The sequence below is a fragment of the Desulfamplus magnetovallimortis genome (assembly GCF_900170035.1).
Classification (GTDB): Bacteria; Desulfobacterota; Desulfobacteria; order Desulfobacterales; family Desulfobacteraceae; genus Desulfamplus; species Desulfamplus magnetovallimortis.
The window spans coordinates 269412-293169 of the sequence record NZ_LT828542.1 but is presented as its reverse complement, the minus strand read 5'-3'; the positions used below and the strand labels follow the sequence as shown (position 1 = coordinate 293169).

The window sequence follows — 23758 nt, the reverse complement described above, 5'->3', positions numbered from 1 at the left end:
AAACCGCAACTCTATAGCGCAACCCATGAACCTCTCATCAAATTCTTTTTTTGAGCAAGAATCAATATGAAGATACTAAAATATAATGGAGGAAAATAAAATGGTCGAGACAAAAGAGTTACAGGTAAAGGAAAAGCAGGAGGTCTCTTCTTCCACAGAACATACAAGACCAGGACCTGTTTTTACTCCATCCGTTGATATATATGAAAATGACAGGGAAATCATTATGCTGGCCGATATGCCGGGAGTTTCAACAGACGGAATTGGAATTGACTTAAAAGAGGGAATTTTAACACTTACCGGAGATATCAAACCTTGGGAGGACGGCAAAGAATCTAATGTGCTTATCGAATTTGGGATAGGCAAATATTACAGGCAGTTTACCCTTTCAGAAGCCATTCAGCAGGATAGCATAGAGGCAAATTTTAACGATGGTGTGCTCAAGGTTATTCTGCCCAAGGTAGCCAAAGCTGTACCCAGAAAAATCACGGTAAGTAATGGATAATATCTAAAGATACCCTCAACTTTACGGTTGGGGGCATCTTTAAAAGTATCCTTACCACTACTATATCCCTGCCATTGCAATCATAGTTAATCCTTGTGTGTGAGGCATTTTTATGATTATCAAAAAAATATGGGCATCTTTCATTTGCCAATTTACACTTTCCCGAACATAATCTCCGTTTTTCGGGGATCTTGTTACGGAAAGTGTAAAGTCTTTTTTTGTATGATATGAAGGATGCCAATATATGCTATTGAAAGGTTTTATATGAAAGTCTCGGTAACAGCCTGTTTTTAAAACGACTTTCATCTTTTCGATTGTGGCTATCATCAGCCATGTACGTTATATGAAAGTCTCGGTAACAGCCTGTTTTAAAAAAGACTTTCATCCCTTCGATTGTGGCGGTAATCAGCCATGTACGTTATATGATTATAATTTTTCCATCAAACCCTTGAATTTTGATTTTCTGGAGTGTTTCTTTAAGAGGTTGTCTTTGTAGTCATTCCATATATCCACAGCTTTTGTCTCTTTATAAGCTTTTCGGGCTTTTTTGAGAAAATTAACAGCCTTGTTATAATGTTTTGCATTGGCAGAGTCCAAAATCTCCTCAGCTCTTTTTGATGCATTTTCTATTACCCATTCGGGTTTTTCCTTTATTGCAGCTTCCAGAACGCGGATTACCTCTCTGTAACAGTATGTCTCTTTGTCCACAAGGGATATTGCCCTGTTGATCATGTTTTCGTGAATGAAAATGTCAATAATATCAGACAGAGAGAAGAATGAATTTCCTTTACCCAGATTTTTAAGCAGTTGATTTCTTATTGCAGGCCACTTTTCATTTTCACACATTTCTCGGATTCTAAGGAAATCATTAAAGGATGGAGCACTTTTAAACGCCACAATCATATAGTTGACAGCCTCTTCCCTATCTCCCACAGCATCACACCTTTCGCTTAACCAGAGTGCAAGTTGTGCACTTGGAGGTTTATCAAGTGATATTCCAATGCGTGCTATCTCCATTGCATACTCAAGAAGGCCTTGTTCCCTGAGAGCTTCTGCAAGAGTCAATGCTTCGCGGCCGCTACGCAGCATTTTGTCTGCATTTTTTATAGCTTCTTTGCATTGGCCTGTTTTGGTGAGCATCATAAGGTATTCAAAATAACATTTCTCGTGAAGGGCAAGATTAAGATATTCTGAATATTGTTTACGGATTTCAAGAATTTCAAGGCGTATAAGTGTAAAAATAGGAGCATGTTCAGGTATCTTGACCGGCCACAGGGATTCTGTTACGGTTTCGCCATCAAGAATTTTTTGTAATATTGGATCATCCCATCCCTGTTGAAGGGCACTTTTGCTCAACACAAAGGGGTGTTCAATGCCATATCCCGTAACATTGTCTTCCCAGACAGCTATTTTTTTGTTCAATTTTTTCCTGTCGTCTTTTGTAATGGCAGTGCAAAGAATTGCTTTGGCCATACCCATATCAAGGTCTTCAAAAAAAAGCCCTGTATCTCCGTAAGATCCGTCAAGGTTAAACCACTGTTTAACATAACCTTCTATAATTCCTTCCATAACTGAAATTGCACTTCTGCCATCTCCCTGTTTTATGAAATCTAGAGCTTCATTCATTACTTCTGAAATCTGTTCAAGGCCTTCATAATCCCTGTGTTGCCCCTCATATTTTTTTATAATATAGGTTACCTTACTTGCAAATGGAGCGGGATCAACCAAAGGATTGGCAGGAAGGGATAAGCCAGAACCAGGATCGTTCATGGTGTTGGTATCAGACAAGAGATCGTTATCGTCTGATTCTATTAAATAACGTATGAAAAGGTGTTCCATATCGCTGTTGTTTTCTGCGATTTTATGGATTATTTTTTTAAGTGTATTGCCATCTTTTTTTTGAAGAAGTTCTTTTAGGGCAGGGCGATGAACTATTTTGTCAGGGTCATGAAACGCTCCCAGCAGGGTTGCCACAATATGATCACACCAGTAGCCTTTTTCTGCATTGCAGTTGCAGGAGAGTTTCAGAAGTCCGCCTTCATCAAAGCTGATGTCTGTTTTTCTGGGCGTTGGATCTTCTCCCTGTATTATTGAAATGAGACGGTTTCCGTGACGTTCCATGGAAAGAATTTGTTCTTTTTTGAAATACTTCTCACCTTTTTTATAAGATGATGCGGTGGAGTGGCGCTTGATCAAAGAGTCATTTAATCCGTTGATTATCATATCGTTGTCCATTTCAATGAATAGTTCCGGCATCCTTCATTTCATGTGTTGCGTTTTTTTGAGAGACAAGGCATGCCTTGTCTCTACCGGGTTTTCATCTGATGATTTTATCTGAGAACCCTAAAATCAAGTGCTACCCTAAAATCAAGTGCTGACAATGCAATAGTTTATGAAAGCGTCAAGCAAGAAATGAAGGTGCCAAAAGTGTTTTTAAATATCCATACTTGCAGGTTCATAATACTCTTTAGGATGTTTGCAGCTTGGGCATTGCGGAGGTGGCTCTGTTCCTTCATGGGTATATCCGCAAAGGCTGCATTTCCATTTTATGGGTTTTTCCCTCTTAAAGACTGTCCCTTTTTCTACCATTTCAAGGCATCTTTTATAGCGGTCTCTGTGAAGTGCTTCAATTTTGCCTATCTGTTTGAAAAGGTTGGCAGCCTCCTTGTTTCCCTCTTCTTCTGCATCTTTTGCAAAATCAGGGTACATGGTAACAGTTTCATAATCCTCACCTGCAATTGCCTCCTTAAGGTTTGCAACTGTATCACCTATCCCTCCAAGCAGCTTGAAATGATCCTTTGCATGTCGTTTCTCATTATCTGCACTCTCTTCAAAGACCTTTGCAATGTAATGGTAGCCCTCTTTTTTTGCAACTTCTGCAAAATAGGTATATTTATTCCGTGCCTGGGATTCACCTGCAAATGCTGCTTTGAGATTTTCGGTTGTCTTGCTCATTAAATTCTCCTTGTTTTGTATTTGGATTAAAAAGTTGAATAGAAAGGTTATTAATGGGTACCTCTTTGTTAAAAGATTGCTGGTATTTAACCATAAAGCAAATATGATTTCAAACAAATTCCAAACACTTTTGACTGTTAATGATTTATCAATTTTTTATTCACAAAGGTGGCTAAAGTGATAAACTCTGTCATAATGTTTGCAATAAGGAATGAGCACGAAATAACATTCCCATTTTGATTAATGAAGCGGGCGGGATGCCCGGGTTCTCTGGTTTAAATGGGCAAGTTATTTAGAGCCTTAAAAGACATGGACTTTCTTATAAAAGATGTTGCCAGATGTGCAGGCAGAAAATTGAACAGGAAATGCTCCTTAAAAAAATGGGCATGCTTCATTCACCTCTTTACACTTTTCAGAAAGATAGACCCATTTTTAAGGGAGTATCATTTTCAAAGTGTAAAGTACTTTTGAGGTCATATGAAGGATGCTAAAAAATGAAGCAGAAAATTTCAACTGTGTCGATGAATATCCCCAACCTTGAATGGGTATATACCTTTCTTTTTGTCACAGTAATAATTTCTAAGGGTCTCTTTTATGACCTTGAATGCTATGTTTTCCCATGGAATATCTTTTTCATGGAAGAGACGAACATCCATGCTCTCCTTTGTGGGGCCAAATTCCGGTGAGGGAAGAGTGGCTCTGAACATAACATAGATCTGGTTAACATGTACAATGTTGAACATTCGGTATGGCTCAATTATTTTAACGTTTGCAAGGGTCTCCTCAAGGGTTTCTCTTGCCGCACCGTCCTGAACGCTTTCGCCGTTTTCAAGATAACCTGCCGGTAAAGTCCATTTACCTTTTTGTGGTTCAATATTTCTGCGGCATAAAAGGATTTTATCCTTATATTCAGGAATTGTCCCAACCACTGTTTTGGGGTTTAGATAGTGTATAAATCCGCAGTGTTTGCAAACAGATCTTATGTGGTCATCTGCTTCGGGAATACGTTGTTCCATTGGACCGCCACAGTTGGAACAGAAATTAATAGTCATCTTTTTCCTCGTCAATCTGTCATTGTTTTCATCAATGATCTATCCGTTGATCTCTGTCTTTTCTTTCTCTTCTTCCTTGTCAAAGCCTTTTTTGGAAGAGAAGTGAATAGGGCATGATGATCTGAATTTGCAGTAAATATCGGGGTCACTGCATTGAAGGCATTCGTTACATAGAAAATAGTTGTGTTTCATGCACTGGTATGGTGTCTCCCTGTCCGGGTGGTTTCGGCATTTACCCATTTGCATTTTAATCCTTTAAATTGTTGAAAAATATGATTTGTGCCCTTGTATCCTTATTTGTAGTGCATACATTTAGCGTTAAAACATATTCTGACTTTCATGAACTTGAGTGATCATAAGATGGTTATTGAATTTAACAGCATCTGGTTGAATGGATTAAACCATCATGGCAGTAGAGACAAGGAATGCCTTGTCTTTGCAGTGCCACCCCCGATTATGAAAATGATGAGGGGTATTTTCACGGTAAAGTCAGGATAAATAAAAATAATTTATTTCATAATAGAAGGAGGTCACCCATAATGCAGGAAATAGTCCTTTTTATTGTTATTATTGGAGTGTATCTGTTGATGCAGCTCTATATTCTTCCCAAAATGGGAATTTCAACATGAATGAGAAATTCCTGTCAGGTGACGGGAAAACAGGTAGAAAAATCTGATTCCACTGGAATTAAACCAGAAAACATAATCAAGTAGGTTCAAGAAATTTTGAACCGAAGGCACTGTTGATGTTGAAGTCTTTTGTCTTTTCTATCAGTCCCGGGATGCAGCATCAACAAGAGCTTTAAAAAGTTTTATAAAATGGGGGTGCTTGACAGTCAGATCCTCCGGATGCCACTGCACTCCTATTACAAATGTTCTGCTTAAATGTTCAATTCCTTCAATGATATTATCCGTTGAAAAAGCAGTTGGTCTGAAGGCATCAGCCACATCTTTTGCTGCCTGATGGTGGTATGAGTTTACCCGAAGCTCATTTTTGCCGAAAATATCAAAGAGTATGGAATCCTCTTTGATGCTTATTGTGTGGTAGAGAGTATCAACAGGAAGTCGTCTTGGCAGGTGCCCAAGGATATTTTTGCACTGGGTGAAGATATCCTGATATAAAGTCCCGCCAAGTGCTGTATTCATAACCTGAAGTCCCCTACATATTCCAAGTACCGGCATGTTCTGTTCAATTGCCGCAGCAAAAAGATTTATTTCAAAGCTGTCCCGCTGGGGGCAGAACATCTCAACCTCTTTTATGGGGTTCTCTCCATAGACCATTGTGCATACATCTTCTCCACCTGACAGAAGCAGTCCGTCAATAACAGAAAGGTATTCTGCTGCCATATCCTGATCTTCAACCACAGGGAGCATTACAGGAATCCCACCTGCCATTAAAATTGATTGAACATAACTGTTGCTGACAGCAGCATATATCTTTTGGGGGCGGCTGTTATCAAGATGGGTTGTAATACCGATTACAGGTTTCATGGAGCAATGTTTCCAGCTTTTTTGTCTATATTGAAGTGCAGATTGTCTATATTGAAGGGCAGAGATCGCCAGTTGTGGCATGCAACAAGATGGGTTAATTCAGAGGCTGGTATATTTCCCTGTAAATGTTTATTTCTGTTTGGCATGGTTGAAACTGAATTGTGTGATTGCACCGGTGGTAGGTTTGATGCTCCCAGTGGTGATTTTTGCGCGCTGGAGATTGAAGATGAGTTGATCGGTTCAAGTTCCGGTTTCACCTTTTCGCATATGGAAGTTTTATATTGACATCTTGTCTGGAATTTACAGCCCGGCGGAGCATTCATGGGAGAGGGAATTTCTCCTTGAAGAATAATCTCTTCGCGTTTTTGTCCAGGAGTCGAAGATGGTATGCTTGAAATCAGTGCCCTGGTGTAAGGGTGAACTGTTTTATTTTTAAGATCTTTTGAATTGAAAATTTCCACAATACTCCCAAGATACATAACAGCAATTTGATGGGAAATGTGCTTTACAACTGAAAGATCGTGGGTGATAAAAAGATATGAAAGATCAAGGCGTTGCTGAAGGTTCTTCATAAGATTCAACGCCTTTGCCTGAACAGAGACATCAAGGGCATAGACCGGTTCATCTGCAACCACAATAGAAGGCTCTGTTGCAAGTGCCCTTGCAATACCAATTCTTTGGCGCTGCCCGCCGGAGAATTCATGGGGATAACGCTTATAATACTCTCCCCTAAGTCCTGTGATCTCCATATAATTCAGTACCAGTTTTTCCGTATCTTCATCTGGTCTGTGAAATTTTACAGCTTCTCCTATAATATTGCCCACAGTCATTTTAGGATCAAGGGATGAGAACGGATCCTGAAATATCATCTGGATATGCTTTCTAAGCTCCCTGAGCTTTGACGGTTTAGCTGTTAATAGGTCTGTCCCCTTGCATATCACTTCACCTTCATGGGCATGGACAAGTTTTACAATTGCCTTGGCAACAGTTGTTTTGCCGCAGCCGGATTCGCCCACAAGCCCCAGAGTTTTTCCTCTGTAGATATCAAAAGAGACACCATCAACAGCTTTGACATGGCCGACTGTTTTTTTGAAGATTCCTTTTTTTACGGGAAAATAGACTTTAAGACCCCTTACAGAAAGTACTTTTTCAGTGTTATTTTGGGAGTTCATGTTTTTTGTCATTACTTTTCATTTATTGATGGTCTCTGACATTGCCAATTACAGCCTTTTTTATGCATGGAGCCAGCAGCAGGCATAATGTACATTGCCAAAGAAAAAGGGTTCAGGGCGCTGTTTTGTGCATATATCCATTTTTTCAGGGCATCTTGGTTCAAAGGGGCAACCTTCAGGAAGGTTAAGTGGATCTGGAATGTTGCCTTCAATTATGTAGAGATCATCTTCCTCATTATCAATATTAAGAACAGAGCGAAGAAGTCCCTTAAGATATGGATGTCTTGGGCTGAAAAAAATATCGTGGCTGGTTCCATACTCCACAATCCTGCCGCAGTACATGACTGCAACCATATCTGCTGTTTCAGCAACCACACCCATGTCATGGGTAATAAGGATGACTGCCATACCGAACTGTTTTTGCAGTTTTTTTATAAGACGCAGGATCTGTGCCTGTATTGTTACATCAAGTGCGCTTGTTGGTTCATCAGCAATAAGTAGATCCGGACGGCAGGCAAGGGCAATTGCTATCATCACCCTCTGGCGCATTCCACCGCTCAACTGGTGTGGATACTCCCCGGCACGGGTTTCCGGAGCCGGAATGCCAACAAGTGATAGAAGCTCAACAGCATTTGACATAGCCTCTTTTTTGTTAAAGCCCCGATGAAGAATGAGGCTTTCACTTATCTGTTCTCCGGCAGTCATGACAGGGTTAAGGGATGTCATTGGCTCCTGAAATATCATGGCAATTTCATTGCCTCTGATTTTGCGCATCTCATCAGGAGTAAAGGAGAGAAGATCATTTCCCTTGAAAAGTATTCTGCCACCTGCAATTTTACCTGGCGGATCGGGTATGAGTTTCAGTATTGACATGGCAGTAACTGATTTGCCGGAACCTGATTCTCCCACCACAGCAAGGGTCTGACCTTTTTTGACGCTGTAGCTTACACCATCACAACCGCGGATTAATCCGTCTTCTGTGTGGAAAAAGGTTTTAAGATTCTCTATCTGAAGCAGTAGATCATCATTATCTGTACATTTTGTTGGAAAATCTTTGTAAATCTTTGTTTTTAAAGGATTTTTAAGATTTGTTGTGTCAGCTGGTCTGACATGGCCGTTATTCGGAGCACCACTCTCATTTGTTATTTTTTTATGATTCAAGCCGACTGTCAAGGGCATCCCTTACTCCATCTCCAAAAAGGTTGAATGATAGCACGATAAGAAGAATGGTCACTCCTGGAACAATGGACATAAGAAGATTTTCATGGAGAAACTGCTGGCCGTTGGATAGCATTCCTCCAAGGCTTGGCATTGGTGGCTGAATCCCAAGCCCGAGAAAGGAAAGTCCTGCAATTACAAGAATGGTTTCTCCTATGCTGAGACTTGCAAGCACAAGTATGGGGGATATGCAGTTGGGAATTATATGGCGGATAATGATATGAAAATCCTTTATGCCGATTACTTTTGCGGCAGCAACATAGTCAAATTCCCGAACAGTCATCACCGATCCTCTTATGATTCTTGCAAATGCCATGAGGTTGGAGAGGCTTACAATCAGTATAAGTTTGCCGATTCCTGTTCCAAGGGCAGCCATGACTGCAATGGCAAGGAGGATAAATGGTATGGCATTCCATATCTCAAGCAGCCGCATGATCACATTATCGGTTTTACCGCCATAATAGCCTGCCAGAAGCCCGAGCAATGTGCCGATGAGTGTGTTCAGAACTACGGCAGTTACACCTATCCCCATTGCAACCCTGATTCCAAAGAGATTTCTTGCAAAGATATCGCGTCCCATATCATCTGTCCCAAGCCAGTGGCTTGATGATATGCCCTGTGAGAGTGCTCCCCAGTCAGTTTCAAGTGGATCATGGGGTGTTATGAATGGAGCAAGTATTGCAAGGAATGAAAGCAGAATGAGAATAATCATGGATGCTGTTGCTGTGCGGTTCTTTGCCAGGCGACGCCATACAAGTTCCCCTGTCCCTTTTATTATTGTGGTGGCATTGATCTTTTTGTGTCGGTAAATGGCAAGGGATATCAGGAGGATAATAAGCGTAAGAAGTGCAAAGATTCCATAGGATATATAGTCGATCTCTGCTTTTGGGGAAATTACTGCAAGCAAAAGTGCGGATATTATGAAAAGGTAAAATGTTTTTATTTTCAAGATATTATTCATATCGTATCCGGGGGTTTATGATTCCATAAAAGAGATCAACCATAAGATTTACAACCACATATATTACCGAGAGAATCAGAACACATCCGAAAACAAGTGGCTCATCCCTCCTGAAGATTGCATTGACAGCAAGTCGTCCGACACCTGGCCAGGCAAATACAGTTTCCGTTAAAACTGCACCTGCAAACAATCTTGCAATCTGGTTGCCCACATTGGTTGCAATTGGCATAAGAGCATTTTTAAAGGCGTGTTTTAAAATAACTTGGTTCTCTTTGACACCTTTAGCTCTTGCTGTTCTTATATAGTCTTCCTGAAGAAGATCAAGCATGGATGAACGGGTAATGCGGGTTGTGGATGCCATCATTGTAAAAGAGAGTACAAAAGCAGGCATGACAAGATGTCGCAATCCTTCAATTGTAAACATACTTCCACCATATCCGGATGCAGGCAGCACCTTAAGTTTTACTGCAAAGAGATAAATGAGCAAAATCCCTGTAAAAAATACAGGGATTGATATTCCAAAAAGTGCAGTTGTCATGGATGTATAATCAAAAATGGAATTTCTCTTCACAGATGAAATGATCCCTGCTGGAATGGAAACGGCGATTGCAAGCATCAATGCTGTTAATCCAAGTTCCAGTGTCGGGATCATTTTTTTAAGCACCACCATTATGACATTTTCTTTGTAATAGATGGATTTAAGCTCACCTGTGAAAAAGTTGCCCATCATTTTGACATACTGAACGTAAAAGGGGCTGTTTAATGCATATTTTTCCCTCGTAAGCTCCAGTGCCTCTTCAGTTGCTCTCTCTCCAAGAAGCACAACAGCCGGATCTCCGGGCGTCAGTTTTAAAATACCGAAAATCATGACTGAAATAAAAAACAGGAGCGGTATCAGCAGCAGAAGCCTCCTGATTGTGTAGTTCAGCATTGTCTCTCCATGAGCTTAGTGCATTGTCAAAGCTAAAAATTAGGGGGTGGTGTCCCAAATATGTTGATGAACTCTTCACAAACCTTGATTCAGTAGGGCTTTCACAAAAAGATATCAACACTTTTATGACACTACCAATTAGGGTTCGTTTAATTGTAGAGACAAGGCATGCCTTGTCTCTACGTTGCAGATAATCCTAAATTAAGTCTTGACAGTGCATTATTTTAATTTACAGTTACATTGCGTTTTTCGGTTACAAGGTGAAAATAATCCTGTGGAGACGGTGTGAATCCTTCAATATTTTTGCCAGTTACCACAGTAACGCTTTTAAATACCAGGGGAATATGGATGTAATCTTCTCCAAGTGCCTTTCTCATAACCTTTATGTACTGTTCACCCCTCTGTTTGCTGCTGACAAGGCTTCGTCCAAGGTCAAGTGCCTCATCTATTTCAGGCAGCTCATATTTTGAAAAATTCATTGTGGAGCCGCTGTGAAAAATTTTGTATGTCCAGCGATCAGGATCAGGTACAGATCCCCAGCCCATAATATAGCAGCCCGAGTCATTTTTGAGGATAGGAAACAGAGTTCCCCATTCCAGGGATTCCACCTTTGCTTTAAGGCCATATTTTCTAAGTTCAGTTGCAACGACTGTTGCTATTTTTACACGATGGGGATTCTGGGATGTATAGATAGAAAATTCAAATCCATCTTGTAAAATTCCCTCTTTTTTAAGCTCATTGAAATACTCTTCAGCCTTTTCCTTGTCATGGGGCAGTGCCCTTGATTTCATGTATTCAGTATCAAATGGGAAGACGCCATCTGGAATCCATGAGTAGCTTCGTTCTCCTACCCCCTTCCATATGCCTTTTATGGCAGCATCAAAAGGAACTGCATGATATACAGCCTTTCGGAAACGGGGATCTGAAAAGGGTGCCTTTTTATAGGAAAAGCCAAGGTATGAGTTGCCAAGGCCCGCAATGGTCATGACATTGAGGTTCCCCTCTTTTTCAAGGCGGCTGATATCCTGTGGCAAAAGATTCTGGGCAATGTCGATCCCGCCTGATTCAATTTCTGCTGCCATGACTTCAGGTTTTGGAATTGGCCGAAAAATGACCTTGTCAATGGCCGGTTCTGCAAGAAAATAGCCTGGGTTTTTTTTAAGAACAATTCGTTCATCAGGAAGCCACTCAACAAAGATAAAAGGGCCTGTTCCAACAGGGTGGCTGTCAAAAGCATCCATGCCGACTTGTTTTACATGATCTGCCGGCATAATGCCTGCTGTGTGGCTTCCCAGAGCCAGCATCAATGGGGCATATGGATTTTTAAGATGGAGCTTTATGATGAAATCACCATCTGTTTCAATGCGTTCCACAGGTTCAAAAAACTCTTTGCTTGGGGATGCATTGGCAGTATCCATGATGGCTTCAAGGGTGAACTTTACATCTTTTGCTGTTAATTTTTCGTTGTTGTGGAATTTTACATCTTCCCTTAAATGGAAAGTGTACTCTTTTCCATCTTCGGATATTTCCCATTTTGAAGCAAGCAGTGGAGTTGGCATTGAAGCATTTTCTTTGTAGGATACCAATGTGTCAAAAATATTGCCAGCCACAGCTTCTCCGTAAATCCCCGGGATAAAAACCGGATTGAGTTTTGCAGGCTCCTTTGCCATGCCGATTCTTAGAACTTTCTCTTTTGCCTCGGCACACGGGATATGGTGAATGATTCCCATGGACAGAAATATTGCAAGCCCTGCCACAATAAATACATTTTTCATAAAATTTAATTCTCCAATAGTGTTAAGGAATTTATATTTAGTAACTCACCCGTTTATAACTATGATTACATTGTTTGCTTTAGCAATGTTCTTCTATCAGATCATTTAATTTCAGGATTATAGTGTCAAGATCACTTTGGTGGAGAGTAAAGCGGAGCATACTTTCATCTGTGCCCATCATTTCGGAAAGGCTTCCTAAGAGACCTCTGGCTTTTCTGTCCACTTCCATGAATATTTCGACTCTATCTTTCTCTGGTCTGAAAACAAGTTCAATTTCGTCAAGTCTTGTTTTAAAATGACCCTCAACAGGCTTTAATTCAAATTCCTGTATAAATGGGAGCCTCATCTGCATGAATGGAGGGGCAGGCTCACAAACAACCTCTGATATTTCAAAACCCATATCCATGGTACTTGTGAGGACAGCGTCCACCATAGGGTGGGGAAGTACGTGTATATAATCCTTGTCTGAAGGATCAAGAGCCATTTTGATATCAAGTCCAGTTTCAACCCAGGTACGGGTTTTACCCACTGTGACCGGAGTATCTTCAGGAAGGATAAAATCAAGATCAAATGAAATAGACTCATTTTTACCAATAGTAAATGGCTCAGATATCTTATATTCAGCAACAAGGGCATTTCTTGTTATATTGATCTCGTTCTCTTCTCCATCCTCGTTCTCCACCTCAATCTCATCTTCAAATGTGCTTTTGATTTTTAGATAGATTGCATCAATCTGCTGTTCAACACTTCCTCCCTTAATGTTTATTATGCCCGTAAGCGACTCTCCGGGGGTATAGGATTCATTGAATAATTCTGTATTAACCGTTGCTGCTCCAATTCCTACGCTGGAGAGCATTTTTTTGAACAAAGACATTTGTGCTCCTATGAATATTCATTCTTTTTTTTTACAATTCCCAGCAAAACTCTGTAAGGACCTGGGGTTCCGGGTGGTACAAAACCTACCCTGTCTCCATCCTGAATTACAGTGTCAAAGGGAACAACAGAACCATTTACAAAAACACCTTCAACATCTTCCCTGAGAAGTTTTAACCTTGAAATAAGCTGTGTAACTGTTGTATTTTGAGGAATTTCCAGGGTGACATTAGAAAATGGTATATTGTGTCTGGATAGTTTTTTCTGCAAAAAGGAAAATGCGTTGAATGTTATTGTTATCATTCGATAATTTGCCTTATCTTTGCCTGATGGGCAATTCCACAGAGGATATGAAGAGATCATGTGGAATTTTTATATCATCCAGGACGTGTTTGTGTCTATGAGTTTATGGTCATTATGTAGTGTAATACCACTCTTTTTTAGCACTATTATTTATGGTGGTCAAACAGAAGATTTGGAAATGCCTTTGGAATATGCAAGGTAAGATGTTTGGGATTGGAAGATGTTAAGATGTTGCCTGGAATATTTTTAATCTGTTCAACTAAAAAATTGTAAAGCCGTAGATGAAACATGCCTTTAATGGTCAAAAAAAATTAACATTTATTCCGTGCCTGCTTCTATCAAGGGCTTTATCAGTTATTATCTGAAAGGTTGTTGAAGGAAACATTGTCTCTAATCTTTTTATATTCTCTTTTCTGTTTCCCTGAAGACGTGAAATTGAAGATGGGTGAACAGCTAATTTAAGGTGGGTTGCATCAGAAAAGCTGGTACTCAATTTTTTCTGGATTATTTCAACGACATGATCAAAAAATAGTTCAGAGTGGACAAGATGCCCGAATGCAGGATGCCAAGGCCCTGCAATCATCATACTTTCATCCTGCATGATATCTGAAGACTGAAGGCCCATTCGTATGACATCTATGTCATTTTGCTCAAATATGAGAAATATTTTTTTAACAAGGTTCACACTCTCTTTTAGTGACATGGGATAATACTTACCCTGACGAAACCATCTGGCAATCATGCTGCCCTCAAGTACTACTAATGGATAGATCCTTATGAAATCCGGCTCAAGACCAGCAATTCTTTCTGCTGTATTAATGGCTGTTGCATCATTGTCCCCGGGAAGCCCTACCATCATCTGCATTCCCATTGAGATATTAGGGGTATAGTCTTTTAAAAGCTCTGCTGCCCTGACTGTATTTTCAGAAGAGTGGCCACGTTGGGATTTTCTGAGAACATGGTTATCCATTGATTGAACCCCTATCTCAATTGTGGAGACAGGGTACCCTGTTATTAAATCAAGGGTTCTTTTTGTGATTGTGTCAGGCCTTGTGGAGAAGCGTATCCCATCTATTTTGCCTTCATTGAAAAGTTTTTGCCCTGTCTGCAGAATGGATTTAATTTCAGGTTCATTAAGGCCAAGAAAGTTCCCCCCGAAAAAAGCAAGTTCAACTTTTTGCCTTGACCCTCTATATGCAAGAAATTCTTTAACAGTTCTGTTAATATCTTCTGAACTGCATGTTGCAGTTATTCCGGAGTTTTGTGATTTGTTTGTAATTATAGACTGGTTGCAAAAAGCACATTGGTGGGGGCATCCTGCATGGGGAATAAAAAAAGGAATAATAAGCGGGGGTGAGGATTTGGACCCAGATGAATCAGGAGTAGAGGTCATTTGTCAATGGCAGTTTCATTGGTGTTGCTGTCATGTCTGAGGAGATCTATGGCCATTGCAGCCGCGCTCTGTTCTGCAGTTTTTTTATTTTTGCCTTGTCCCCGTGTCTCAATGCCACATACTTTGAGGGTTACCTCAAAGGTCTTATCATGATCAGGACCACTTTCTCCAGAAACAGAATAAAATGGTGTGAAATCACCCATCTCCTGAACAATTTCCTGAAGCATGCTTTTGTAATCCTCAGTTTCGTTGTTAAGTGAGAGCTGGACAATTTGGGGTTCAAAGTAGTTTTCAACAAGCTGATATGTGTTCTTGAATCCGGTTTCAAGATAGATGGCAGCAATTATTGCCTCAAATGTATCAGCAAGAATTGAGTTTTTTTCACCACCCCTTGAGAGACGCTCACCTTTGCCAAGGTATATAAATCGCCCCAGATCCATCTTTCTTGCCATGGATGCCAAGGCAGGTTCGCTTACAAGGGAAGCTCGAAGTTTTGATAGATCTCCCTCTTTCATATCTGGAAATTTCTCCATTAGAATATGACCGACAGCCAGTCCCAGAACTGCATCTCCAAGAAATTCAAGGCGCTGGTTATCAATAATATCAGGATTTTGCATCTCATTTACATAGGAGCTGTGGTAGAGGGCATTGTGAAACAGGGATTTTGACTTGAAAGTGTGATTAAGATTGATTTCAAGTTTTTCAGTTGCTGGGTTTTCCTGTTTTTGGCGATCAACCGAGATATAGAGGTTTCTGTAAAGCTCATGATCAATGTTAAGTGAACCGTTTCCTTTGCCCATGGATATTTCCGGTTTTATATCACCATGAAAATCAGAACCACCACTCATGACAAGTGCTTTTTTTGTTGCTATTTTTTCAAACATCTGTGTCTGTGCGGCAGTGTGGTCTGTATGATGTACTTCAATGCCTGCCAATCCCAGGGCTGAGAGGCGCGATATAAGGTTTTCTATGCGTGGTAGGCAATTTTGACGGCAGAGATCACTATTGTTCGGGGGTAATGAGCTGTCTCTTTTTCCAGGTTTATTATCTTGGGAAACGGGTTTGTCTCTTTTTTCAAAGGTATTATTCAGGGATAAAGTTTTGTCATTATGTTCCTGGTAATAATGTTCAATAATACCGGGGTGGGCAAGTACAGGAAGTCCACCAGCGCCAAGGATCAAATCAATGGCCTCTTTTGCCGACAGTCTGAATTTGTCAACATAAGCTGCTTTATCCTTGCCAAGGTAGAGATCAAATGCTTCGTCAAAAGTGGATACGTAACCTTTTTTCAGCATTGCCCTTGCAATGTGTGGACGTCCTATCTGGCCCGGCCCACAGATATTTTCCACCTCTTGAATTGAAAGGGAAAAGCCAAGATCGTTCAGCTTTTCAATTATCCGGGGATTTCGATGGAGACGTGCACTCTTCAGTTTCCGTAGGGTTTTTATCATATTGCGGTCATAAATGCTAAACCCGTAGCCAAGAATGTGAAGGGTTCCCATATCAGAATATTCTGCCGGAGGATGAGCACTTATCTCCACACCTGTAATAAATTCAAGCTGGTGAGGAATTCCATACTCAATGGCTTCTCTGACACCATCTGTGGTATCATGGTCTGTAATTGAAATGGCTGTCAGGCCAGATTTTACAGCCATCTGTAGAATTTCCGGTGGTGAATATGAGCCATCTGAAGCAGTTGAATGAATGTGCAGATCAATCACGCTGAAAGAGTTTCCTTAAAAAAATAATATGGAACCGCAAAGTTACGCAGTTAAGGGGTGAGCACGAAATAACTATTGCTTCTTCAAGTTTAAACTGTCGGGTGACTTTTAAGGCTTTTCAAAGGTTCAAGGCATTTTATACCCGACAATCAAACCTTGAAAGAACGCTATTTATATTTTGATTTAAACGAAGCGGGCTGGACGCCCGCATTCCAGGATTAAAAAGGGCCACGTTAATAAAAAAATTCTAAGTTTCCGTAACGGCCTGTTTTTAAAACGACTTCCTATATTGCCATTGCAGTGGGTATCCATTGTTGCCATTGCAGTGGATATCCATTGTTGCCATTGCAGGGGTATCCATTGTTGCCATTGCAGTGGGTATCCATTATTACCATTGCAGTGAGTATCCGCCATGGCTGTTATATGCCAAGAGCTTTTTCCATCATCTCTTCCCGTGTTTTGCATTCAATGCATTGGGTAGTGACAGGTCTTGCTTTCAGCCTTGGCGTGGAAATATCCTCACCACAGGTCTCGCATATTCCAAAGGTGTTGTTTTCAATACGCATCAAAGCCTGTTTTACTTTTTTGATCAACTTATGCTCCCTGTCCCTGATCCGCAGTTCAAAATTTCTTTCCGCTTCGTGGGAAGCTCTGTCCGTTGGATCTGCAAAATTATCTTTGGGAGCGGTCATGCCGGTCACAGTGGAATCCGCATGAGAAAGGAGATCGCTGAGTCTTTCAGTTAAGAGTGCTTTAAAAAAATCCAGATCTTTTTGTTCCATTTTTTTGTCCTTCACTTTAATTGACAGCCCATTGGTGTTGAGCCTGTTTGGAAAAAAATTTTCTGATTTTACACGTCGAAAGTGTAAATGTAAAGATTAAATTCGATTGTATGCCAAAAGTCTAAACCCTCATGGTTGATCCATTTGAATGCAGCAGGTATCCGTCATGTATGTTGTGTTTTAGAGTACACCAATTTTAGAGTAAACCAATTGATGAAATGTTTAAACGGGCATGATTGATTACGTATCAAGCACCCCCAAATATAAAAATGATAGTCATTTTCACGGTAAAGATAGGGTATCTATCATATATGTTATATTTCAGTTTTGGTTGTATCCGGAAGGGCAAGGCCATTGTCTAAGTTGAATAACTGCCTTGCTGCATTAATGTAAAATGAGTCATCCCGATGGCAGCCGGTGTTTTTCAGAAAACGTATGGGGTCATGCATTATTTTGCTGCTTACAGCCTGGAGCATCCGCTCAATGGCCTCCTTTTGCCAATCATTAAGGTCAAGGGAAGCAAGGGTTTTTTCTGCTTCTGATTTAGCAATCGTATCAATTTTGTTTTTTATGTCAACAATGGTGGGAACCACATCAAGGCTGTCAATCCATTTCTGAAATTTTATAACAGCCTCTTCAACCAGTCTTTCACCTTTGACAGCCTCCTTTTTTCTTTCATCCATATTGTCGTCAACAATATTTTGAAGATCATCAATATCATAAAGATAGACATTGTCTATTTTATTGATTCCGGGATCAATGTCCCTTGGTACTGCAATGTCAATCAAAAAAAGAGGACGATGTTTTCTAAGCTGCATGGCTTTTTTAAGATGTGCTTTTGTGAGAACATAGTCAGTTGCGCCGGTTGAGCTTACTATTATGTCAACATCCTTTAGTGCATCAAGACGCTCGTCAAAGGTTATTGCCTTTCCATTGAACTTTTCTGCAACAGCAACTCCATTTTTAAAAGTCCTGTTTGCTACAATTATGCTTTCGACTCCGTGGGAAATCAGATGTTCAATTGCAATTTCGGCCATCTCACCTGCACCAAGTAGCATGACAGAGCGCTGACTGAGATCACTGAAAATTTTGCTGGCAAGTTCAACTGCTGCATAACTTATGGAAACAGCGTTATCACCAATACCTGTCTCCCGTCTTATTTTTTTTGCAATGCTGAATGCCTTGTGCATAAGGCGGTTTATGATAACACCTGATGCATTGGCTTCAACAGTGTCTCGATATGCGGATTTGACCTGTCCAAGTATCTGAGGTTCACCGACAATCATGGAGTCCAGACTTGATGCGACCCTGAAAATGTGTTTTACAGCCTCACTGTTGCTGTAAATATAAAGTGAACTCCTGAATTTTTCTGGTGATATCTTTTTGGTCTCACCAAGAAAACTTATCATTGAGTCTGTATCAGTTATGCTTCTGGCATCTCTGTCACTATCCATATTGCATGAGCATTCTGGATTGCAGGATTGTTCCGGAATAAACAGTATTTCCATGCGGTTGCATGTGGAAAAAATCAGTGCCTCTTTTACTCTGTTGTTCTGTTTGAGTGTTTGCAAGGTTGCAATGATCTCTTCCCTTGTAAATGCAAGGGCTTCCCGAAGCTCTACTGACGCTGTGTTGTGGTTAATTCCAATAAGTATTATGTTAGACATTGTTAGCCATTAATGCTGAATATTGATTTTTTTTGTATGCTCAAGAGGTTACAGGTGTCGATTCAATAAAAAATTACGGCATCCTTCATATGAACCCAAAAGTACTTTACACTTTGTTGTGAGAGATTCCCACCACTAACATCTTTCTCTCAGAAAAGTGTAAACTGGTAAATTAAGCATGTAATCGGACATGGCTGTGACTCAGCCACCCCCGAATATGAAAATTTGTATCCGTTTTCACGGTAAACCGTCATGACCGGAGTCCGGCCACCCCCGACTATGGAAACAATGTATCTATTTCCACGGTAAAAATTACCTTGTAAAATTCTGATGATGGCCGCCAATGAGCATGTTGACACCAAAAAAAGTGAAAAGCATAACAGCAAAGCCAATAATTGTCATCATTGCAGATTTTTTCCCTCTCCATCCGGATGTAAGGCGTCCGTGGAGCAGTGCTGCATAGACAAGCCATGTGACCGCTGACCATATCTCCTTGGGATCCCAGCGCCAGAATGTTCCCCATACTGTTTTTGCATAGATAAGTCCTGTGATAAGACCCATTGTAAGCATTGTAAATCCTGTAATAACGCTTGTGTAGCTTGTGTTGTCAAGAAGATCAAGGGAAGGAAGCCTCTTGTAAAAAAAGCCCCTCTTTTTTCTTTTATGGCTTTTTCCTGTACAAGGTATAGAATCCCTGCACCACATGCAAGGGCAAGGGCTGCCTCTCCTGCAAAAATCAATACTATGTGAGCAACAAGCCAGAATCCCTTTAAAAATGATTCCTGGGCAGGTGGTGTGTCAGGCAGAAGCATAGCCCATATCATCATTAAAAGTATCAAAGGAGAAGCAAAAAGCCCTAATATTTTCAGGTTAAATTTTTGTTTAAGAAGAATAAAAACCCATGACAGAGCAAGGGATGCTGTGTAAAGGGTCTGTTGAAGATTGTGGGAAGGCAGGGTTCCCATGCTGAAAGCAGTGGAGGCAATTGCCATAAAGTGAAGCAGTGAACCAATGCATAGCATAATATACGCATGGCTCTCCAGTTTGTTCTGTTGTTTTAAAAAAAATAACAGATATGCTGTCATTGAAGCAGCATACAGTAAAGTTGCTCCGGAAAAGAGCAGTGTGGTGCTTTGTTCCAGTGTCATGAGCAATCCTCCGAAAATGAAAATATGTTTCCAGAGTCAGGATTAAGGTATATTTCCTCTGGAAACCCATTTAATATCTCTTTAAGAATAGTGTAAACAGCAGATTCATCATTCTCAGCAATTCTGTTCAGAATATCGGAATTTACAAGCTTTCTGAAAATTGCTGCATGCTGTTTCTGGGTAAGCTCAGATTGCATGCCCTCTTTTGTTTTTGAAAAATTCAAAAGCCTTTTTCTTATTAATCCCATCAAATCCAGAAAAAATTCGTACTCTTTTCCAAATTTTTGTTCCAGTTCATTTTTGATCTTTTTGGCAAAAGCTGGACTGCTGCCGGATGTTGATACTGTTATCATAAGATCTCCTCTGTTTATTATGGCAGGGAGGATAAAGTGACTTGATTCAGGATTGTCAGCAATATTGCAAAGGATACCTTTTGTATTTGCATCAGCAGTAACTTTGATGTTGGTGCTTTCATGATTTGTGGCACAAATCACAAGGAACATTGTATCTAAATCCGAGGTTTGATAGCTTCTTTCAATTTTTTTTATGTTGCCATAGCTGTTAAGCGGATGTCTGTAAAATGAGTTTGAGAAGTCAGGACTTACAACTGTCACAACTCCACCTGCTTCTGCAAGTGTGGCAGCTTTTCTTGCCCCTACTTTTCCCCCACCCACTACAAGGCAGTTTTTCATGTTGATGTCAAGCAGAACAGGATAATATTTCATATTTGGCCTGGATAAATTTAAAACTTGAGAATGAAGTGTTCCAAAAAATATATGACAATCTTCTTGTTTAACAAAATCATATATTATAAAATAAAAAATTGGATTTTTTCAATGTTTTATTTGTTTTCCGGAGATTCAATTATGATTGTAGATTTTCACACACACATTTTTCCTGACAAGATAAAAAAGGATCGGGAAAATTTTTTTGACAATGAACCAGCTTTTAAAATGCTTTACAGTTCACCCAATGCCAGAATATCGGGGGTTGATGAGCTTATCAGCACAATGGATGAAAATGAAGTTGCGTTTTCCATGGTATTTGGATTTCCATGGAAAAACGGAGAGACTGCTAAGAGAAACAATGATTATATAATGGCGTCAGTTGCAAAATTTCCAGGCCGCCTTAAGGGTTTTGCCTGTTTTGACATGGAGTGGTCTGGAGCACCATATGAGGTGGAGCGCTGCATTGCAGGCGGGCTGTGCGGTGTTGGAGAGCTTGCCTTTTATCTTTCAGGTATTGACGATGAGGCTCTCTTAAAGCTTGCACCTGTGATGGAGGTATGTTTTGGGGCAGGAAACCTTCCGGTTATGATACATACCAATGAGCCTGTTGGTCACATATATCCTGGTAAGACACCTAATACTTTGGAGCAGATTTATAAACTTGCAGCAACTTTTCCTGACAACAGAATAGTTCTTGCGCATTGGGGAGGGGGGATTCTGTTTTATAATCTTCTTAAAAAAGAGGCAGGCGATGTGCTTAAAAATGTATGGTACGATACAGCAGCATCACCTTTTCTTTACAGATCTTCAATCTACAGGGTGGCATATGAGGCAGGTGTGATTGACAAGGTGCTGTTCGGAAGTGACTATCCTCTTCTTAAACCCTCAAGATACTATAAAGATTTGAATGAGTCTAATGTGTCAAAGGAGAACAAGCGGAAAATTCTTGGGGAAAATGCATGTTTGCTTATGGATTTGTGATTCATGATGAAACTGTAAAAAAAGTCCGATTGCAGGATTGTTTCAGTTGTGGATAGCTGAAATTATTTATATTGTTTTTGCCCTTTTCGACATTTTGCAAGACTATCAATCCAGTATCACGAAAAAAGGTTAAGGTTGGGTCTTGAAATTGTTTCTGGAAGGGGAATAAAAAGAGAGTCAATATTTTGACGAATCTCGTCAGTATTCTCACATTTAAGCAATTTTTGAGAGAGTTTGTGGCCAAATTTAAATCCTGCTGCAAAATAAGGTACAAACTTTTTAAAAAATTTGATAGATGTTTTTTCATCATGATGTTTCAGAAGCAGTGTAATAAATCTTGATAGCGTGTAGTGGTAAATATTGGGGCTGTCTATGTTGGGGGCTTGAAAAGCTGTGAAATTTTCAGGTTGGTGAGAAATTGCTATATTATTGTTTGTCTTGAAAACAGTCATATCATTTTCATGGTCAGAGAGAGCCGGAGTCCGGCTATGAAGGTTTAGATGTGCAAATATCCATGGTTTTGCAACAGCCATTCTGCCAATTGATACGCCATCGCATCCGCTTATGTGCAGCATTTTTTTACAATCATTTTCATCAAAAATATTTCCGTTCCCAAATACAGGTATGGAAACAGCATTCTTGATATATTTTATGTGCTCCCATTTCGGGGGGCGTGCTCTTCTGTCAGGGGCAACACGAGGGTGAAACACAAGTGCATCTGCTCCACTTTTCTGGAACATTGCAGCCATTTGGGCTGACTGGTCAGGGTTGTTTTCCCAACCTGTCCTGAATTTTACAAAAAGCGGAATTGAAACTGCATCCCTGACTCTGGATACTATTTCCATTGATAGTGTCTGGTTTCTGAGCAGGGCTGCTCCGCTGCCTTTTTTGCATATTGCTGCTGCACAGCATCCAAAATTGAGATCAACTCCAAAAAAACCTTCCCTCTGGATTCTTTTTGCAGCATTGACCATGCTTTTGGGTTCTGAACCAAATAATTGACAGACAAGCCATGGAAGCTCCTCTTCTCTCCATTTAAAAACAGTGGAGTGGTCAGGATTTTCGGTTGGAACTGCCTTTGCACTGCACATACCGGTAAAAAGGAGCCCGAAACCTCCGAATTCTGCCAAAAGCTCCCTGAATGCCACATGGCCAAGTCCTGCCATGGGGGCAAGAAACATTCTGTTGTTAACGTGTTTACCGCCTATGATGATGCTATTATGTAGTTTTGTATTGGCATCACAGGCTTGGTTTGAATAATCAATATTTTTTTTAGTATCTGGAAAGTTTTTTGGATCTGTATTCTTTTTTTCAATATATGAGTTCTGTTTTTCAATATATGAAAATCTTTTTGGGTGGGTGTCTTGTATTGCTCTTGAATCCATTATTTCTGCCTCTTAAAAAAGTTTACTTTTTTTGGCATGTTTCATTTGTAGGGTTATGCTTTTTTTAACCATGATTTTATAGATTAAGGGATTTGCCTGATTTTTTACCGTGGAAATGACTATCATTTTTATATTTGGGGGTGATTGATACGCAATCATGCCCGTTTACTCAAAAACGATATCTTATTGCTTTTTCAGAAGTTATTGCAGTTGTCTGAACCAGGATAACCAGGATGTATAGGATGCTCAGGATAGATAATCCTGCCTTATCTTGTTAATCTTGGGAATCCTGATTCAGACAGTGTTGACAATGCTTAAAAGATCATAGTAGTCAACAAGGCTTTTACAAGATCATAGTAGTCAACAAGGCTTTTACAAGATCATAGTAGTCAACAAGGCTTTTACAAGATCATAGTAGTCAACAAGGCTTTTACAAGATCATAGTAGTCAACAAGGCTTTTACAAGATCATAGTAGTCAACAAGGCTTACAAGATCATAGTAGTCAACTTTGAGTTTTTTACCGTGAAAATGGATACAAATTTTCATATTCGGGGGTGGCTGAGTCGCAGCCATGTCCGTTTATCATGTTAATCCTTAAATTCCTTAACATGGTTCAAAATTTTCAAAAAAGTGTAAACTACTTTTAGTTTGATATGAAAGATGCCAAAGATTTCAGGATTTTTATCAGATTCCTGGTAAAATGAAAATGTATATTTT

General features: G+C 40.1%; 22 protein-coding genes. 2 read left to right on the top strand and 20 right to left on the bottom strand.

The window, feature by feature from the left end:
• The first annotated feature begins 100 nt into the window (after window positions 1–100).
• Window positions 101–505: an Hsp20/alpha crystallin family protein gene (locus MTBBW1_RS07940; RefSeq protein WP_080801676.1), complete on the top strand. Its 405-nt coding sequence runs from the start codon at window positions 101–103 to the stop codon at window positions 503–505.
• A gap of 426 nt (window positions 506–931) precedes the next feature.
• Here MTBBW1_RS07940 and MTBBW1_RS07930 read toward each other — a convergent pair whose 3' ends face one another.
• The 18 genes from MTBBW1_RS07930 to MTBBW1_RS07840 form a co-directional block, all read right to left on the bottom strand.
• The gene (locus MTBBW1_RS07930) at window positions 932–2761 is read right to left on the bottom strand and encodes an SWIM zinc finger family protein (protein ID WP_080801669.1); all 1830 of its coding nucleotides are present in this window, start codon (window positions 2759–2761) and stop codon (window positions 932–934) included.
• Between the two features lie 177 nt (window positions 2762–2938).
• Window positions 2939–3460, bottom strand: a complete 522-nt coding sequence (rbr, locus tag MTBBW1_RS07925; RefSeq protein ID WP_080801666.1) for a rubrerythrin — start codon at window positions 3458–3460, stop codon at window positions 2939–2941.
• 509 nt (window positions 3461–3969) lie between these two features.
• Window positions 3970–4512, bottom strand: a complete 543-nt coding sequence (locus MTBBW1_RS07920) for an NUDIX hydrolase (RefSeq protein WP_186441157.1) — start codon at window positions 4510–4512, stop codon at window positions 3970–3972.
• Between the two features lie 39 nt (window positions 4513–4551).
• Complete coding sequence (locus MTBBW1_RS07915) at window positions 4552–4752, bottom strand: hypothetical protein (protein WP_080801664.1); 201 nt, start codon at window positions 4750–4752, stop codon at window positions 4552–4554.
• Between the two features lie 530 nt (window positions 4753–5282).
• Window positions 5283–6002, bottom strand: coding sequence for a gamma-glutamyl-gamma-aminobutyrate hydrolase family protein (locus MTBBW1_RS07910; RefSeq protein ID WP_080801663.1), 720 nt, complete (start codon window positions 6000–6002; stop codon window positions 5283–5285).
• A complete protein-coding gene (locus tag MTBBW1_RS07905; protein ID WP_245809300.1) occupies window positions 5999–7186 on the bottom strand; it encodes an ABC transporter ATP-binding protein in 1188 nt (395 codons plus the stop codon). Before MTBBW1_RS07905 ends, MTBBW1_RS07910 begins: the two co-directional genes overlap by 4 nt.
• A 48-nt stretch (window positions 7187–7234) precedes the next feature.
• Window positions 7235–8353, bottom strand: a complete 1119-nt coding sequence (locus MTBBW1_RS07900) for an ABC transporter ATP-binding protein (RefSeq protein WP_080801661.1) — start codon at window positions 8351–8353, stop codon at window positions 7235–7237.
• On the bottom strand, window positions 8325–9353 hold the full coding sequence (locus tag MTBBW1_RS07895) for an ABC transporter permease (protein WP_080801659.1): 1029 nt from the start codon (window positions 9351–9353) through the stop codon (window positions 8325–8327). Before MTBBW1_RS07895 ends, MTBBW1_RS07900 begins: the two co-directional genes overlap by 29 nt.
• Window positions 9346–10284 carry an ABC transporter permease gene (locus MTBBW1_RS07890; RefSeq protein WP_080801656.1) on the bottom strand — a complete coding sequence of 313 codons (939 nt, stop codon included), beginning with the start codon at window positions 10282–10284 and terminating at the stop codon, window positions 9346–9348. The genes MTBBW1_RS07895 and MTBBW1_RS07890 overlap by 8 nt, the downstream gene beginning before the upstream one ends.
• A 224-nt stretch (window positions 10285–10508) precedes the next feature.
• Complete coding sequence (locus MTBBW1_RS07885) at window positions 10509–12059, bottom strand: ABC transporter substrate-binding protein (protein ID WP_080801653.1); 1551 nt, start codon at window positions 12057–12059, stop codon at window positions 10509–10511.
• Window positions 12060–12138: 79 nt separating this feature from the next.
• Window positions 12139–12933 (bottom strand): sporulation protein, encoded by a 795-nt coding sequence (locus MTBBW1_RS07880; protein WP_080801651.1) that lies wholly within the window; start codon window positions 12931–12933, stop codon window positions 12139–12141.
• Window positions 12934–12941: 8 nt separating this feature from the next.
• On the bottom strand, window positions 12942–13235 hold the full coding sequence (locus tag MTBBW1_RS07875; protein WP_080802068.1) for a MoaD/ThiS family protein: 294 nt from the start codon (window positions 13233–13235) through the stop codon (window positions 12942–12944).
• Between the two features lie 301 nt (window positions 13236–13536).
• On the bottom strand, window positions 13537–14628 hold the full coding sequence (locus MTBBW1_RS07870; protein ID WP_080801648.1) for an elongator complex protein 3: 1092 nt from the start codon (window positions 14626–14628) through the stop codon (window positions 13537–13539).
• A complete protein-coding gene (gene rnc, locus MTBBW1_RS29450) occupies window positions 14625–16349 on the bottom strand; it encodes a ribonuclease III (RefSeq protein ID WP_245809299.1) in 1725 nt (574 codons plus the stop codon). The genes MTBBW1_RS07870 and rnc overlap by 4 nt, the downstream gene beginning before the upstream one ends.
• A 419-nt stretch (window positions 16350–16768) precedes the next feature.
• On the bottom strand, window positions 16769–17131 hold the full coding sequence (gene dksA / locus MTBBW1_RS07855; RefSeq protein ID WP_080801645.1) for an RNA polymerase-binding protein DksA: 363 nt from the start codon (window positions 17129–17131) through the stop codon (window positions 16769–16771).
• A 314-nt stretch (window positions 17132–17445) separates the two neighbouring features.
• Complete coding sequence (gene hemA, locus MTBBW1_RS07850) at window positions 17446–18798, bottom strand: glutamyl-tRNA reductase (protein ID WP_080801642.1); 1353 nt, start codon at window positions 18796–18798, stop codon at window positions 17446–17448.
• 312 nt (window positions 18799–19110) lie between these two features.
• Window positions 19111–19503, bottom strand: a complete 393-nt coding sequence (ccsA, locus tag MTBBW1_RS29445) for a cytochrome c biogenesis protein CcsA (RefSeq protein WP_245809298.1) — start codon at window positions 19501–19503, stop codon at window positions 19111–19113.
• 439 nt (window positions 19504–19942) lie between these two features.
• Complete coding sequence (locus MTBBW1_RS07840) at window positions 19943–20671, bottom strand: precorrin-2 dehydrogenase/sirohydrochlorin ferrochelatase family protein (RefSeq protein WP_080801640.1); 729 nt, start codon at window positions 20669–20671, stop codon at window positions 19943–19945.
• 141 nt (window positions 20672–20812) lie between these two features.
• Here MTBBW1_RS07840 and MTBBW1_RS07835 point away from each other — a divergent pair, with 141 nt between their 5' ends.
• Entirely contained in the window at window positions 20813–21655 is an 843-nt protein-coding gene (locus MTBBW1_RS07835) for an amidohydrolase family protein (protein ID WP_080802063.1), read from the top strand.
• 116 nt (window positions 21656–21771) lie between these two features.
• Here the strand turns inward: MTBBW1_RS07835 and MTBBW1_RS07830 are convergent, their stop codons facing one another.
• Both MTBBW1_RS07830 and MTBBW1_RS28255 read right to left on the bottom strand, forming a co-directional pair.
• Window positions 21772–23040, bottom strand: a complete 1269-nt coding sequence (locus tag MTBBW1_RS07830) for a tRNA dihydrouridine synthase (protein WP_080801636.1) — start codon at window positions 23038–23040, stop codon at window positions 21772–21774.
• 430 nt (window positions 23041–23470) lie between these two features.
• Window positions 23471–23614: a hypothetical protein gene (locus tag MTBBW1_RS28255; protein WP_186441156.1), complete on the bottom strand. Its 144-nt coding sequence runs from the start codon at window positions 23612–23614 to the stop codon at window positions 23471–23473.
• Window positions 23615–23758 lie beyond the last annotated feature (144 nt).

Coding starts and splice junctions, on each gene's coding strand:
- MTBBW1_RS28255 (WP_186441156.1), bottom strand. CDS start 23,614: ATGGCTGCGACTCAGCCACCCCCGAATATGAAAATTTGTATCCATTTT.
- rbr (WP_080801666.1), bottom strand. CDS start 3,460: ATGAGCAAGACAACCGAAAATCTCAAAGCAGCATTTGCAGGTGAATCC.
- MTBBW1_RS07915 (WP_080801664.1), bottom strand. CDS start 4,752: ATGGGTAAATGCCGAAACCACCCGGACAGGGAGACACCATACCAGTGC.
- hemA (WP_080801642.1), bottom strand. CDS start 18,798: ATGTCTAACATAATACTTATTGGAATTAACCACAACACAGCGTCAGTA.
- MTBBW1_RS07940 (WP_080801676.1), top strand. CDS start 101: ATGGTCGAGACAAAAGAGTTACAGGTAAAGGAAAAGCAGGAGGTCTCT.
- dksA (WP_080801645.1), bottom strand. CDS start 17,131: ATGGAACAAAAAGATCTGGATTTTTTTAAAGCACTCTTAACTGAAAGA.
- MTBBW1_RS07905 (WP_245809300.1), bottom strand. CDS start 7,186: ATGACAAAAAACATGAACTCCCAAAATAACACTGAAAAAGTACTTTCT.
- MTBBW1_RS07910 (WP_080801663.1), bottom strand. CDS start 6,002: ATGAAACCTGTAATCGGTATTACAACCCATCTTGATAACAGCCGCCCC.
- MTBBW1_RS07890 (WP_080801656.1), bottom strand. CDS start 10,284: ATGCTGAACTACACAATCAGGAGGCTTCTGCTGCTGATACCGCTCCTG.
- MTBBW1_RS07835 (WP_080802063.1), top strand. CDS start 20,813: ATGATTGTAGATTTTCACACACACATTTTTCCTGACAAGATAAAAAAG.
- ccsA (WP_245809298.1), bottom strand. CDS start 19,503: ATGTGGTGCAGGGATTCTATACCTTGTACAGGAAAAAGCCATAAAAGA.
- MTBBW1_RS07870 (WP_080801648.1), bottom strand. CDS start 14,628: ATGACCTCTACTCCTGATTCATCTGGGTCCAAATCCTCACCCCCGCTT.
- MTBBW1_RS07900 (WP_080801661.1), bottom strand. CDS start 8,353: ATGCCCTTGACAGTCGGCTTGAATCATAAAAAAATAACAAATGAGAGT.
- MTBBW1_RS07930 (WP_080801669.1), bottom strand. CDS start 2,761: ATGCCGGAACTATTCATTGAAATGGACAACGATATGATAATCAACGGA.
- MTBBW1_RS07830 (WP_080801636.1), bottom strand. CDS start 23,040: ATGGATTCAAGAGCAATACAAGACACCCACCCAAAAAGATTTTCATAT.
- MTBBW1_RS07885 (WP_080801653.1), bottom strand. CDS start 12,059: ATGAAAAATGTATTTATTGTGGCAGGGCTTGCAATATTTCTGTCCATG.
- MTBBW1_RS07875 (WP_080802068.1), bottom strand. CDS start 13,235: ATGATAACAATAACATTCAACGCATTTTCCTTTTTGCAGAAAAAACTA.
- MTBBW1_RS07895 (WP_080801659.1), bottom strand. CDS start 9,353: ATGAATAATATCTTGAAAATAAAAACATTTTACCTTTTCATAATATCC.
- MTBBW1_RS07840 (WP_080801640.1), bottom strand. CDS start 20,671: ATGAAATATTATCCTGTTCTGCTTGACATCAACATGAAAAACTGCCTT.
- MTBBW1_RS07880 (WP_080801651.1), bottom strand. CDS start 12,933: ATGTCTTTGTTCAAAAAAATGCTCTCCAGCGTAGGAATTGGAGCAGCA.
- MTBBW1_RS07920 (WP_186441157.1), bottom strand. CDS start 4,512: ATGACTATTAATTTCTGTTCCAACTGTGGCGGTCCAATGGAACAACGT.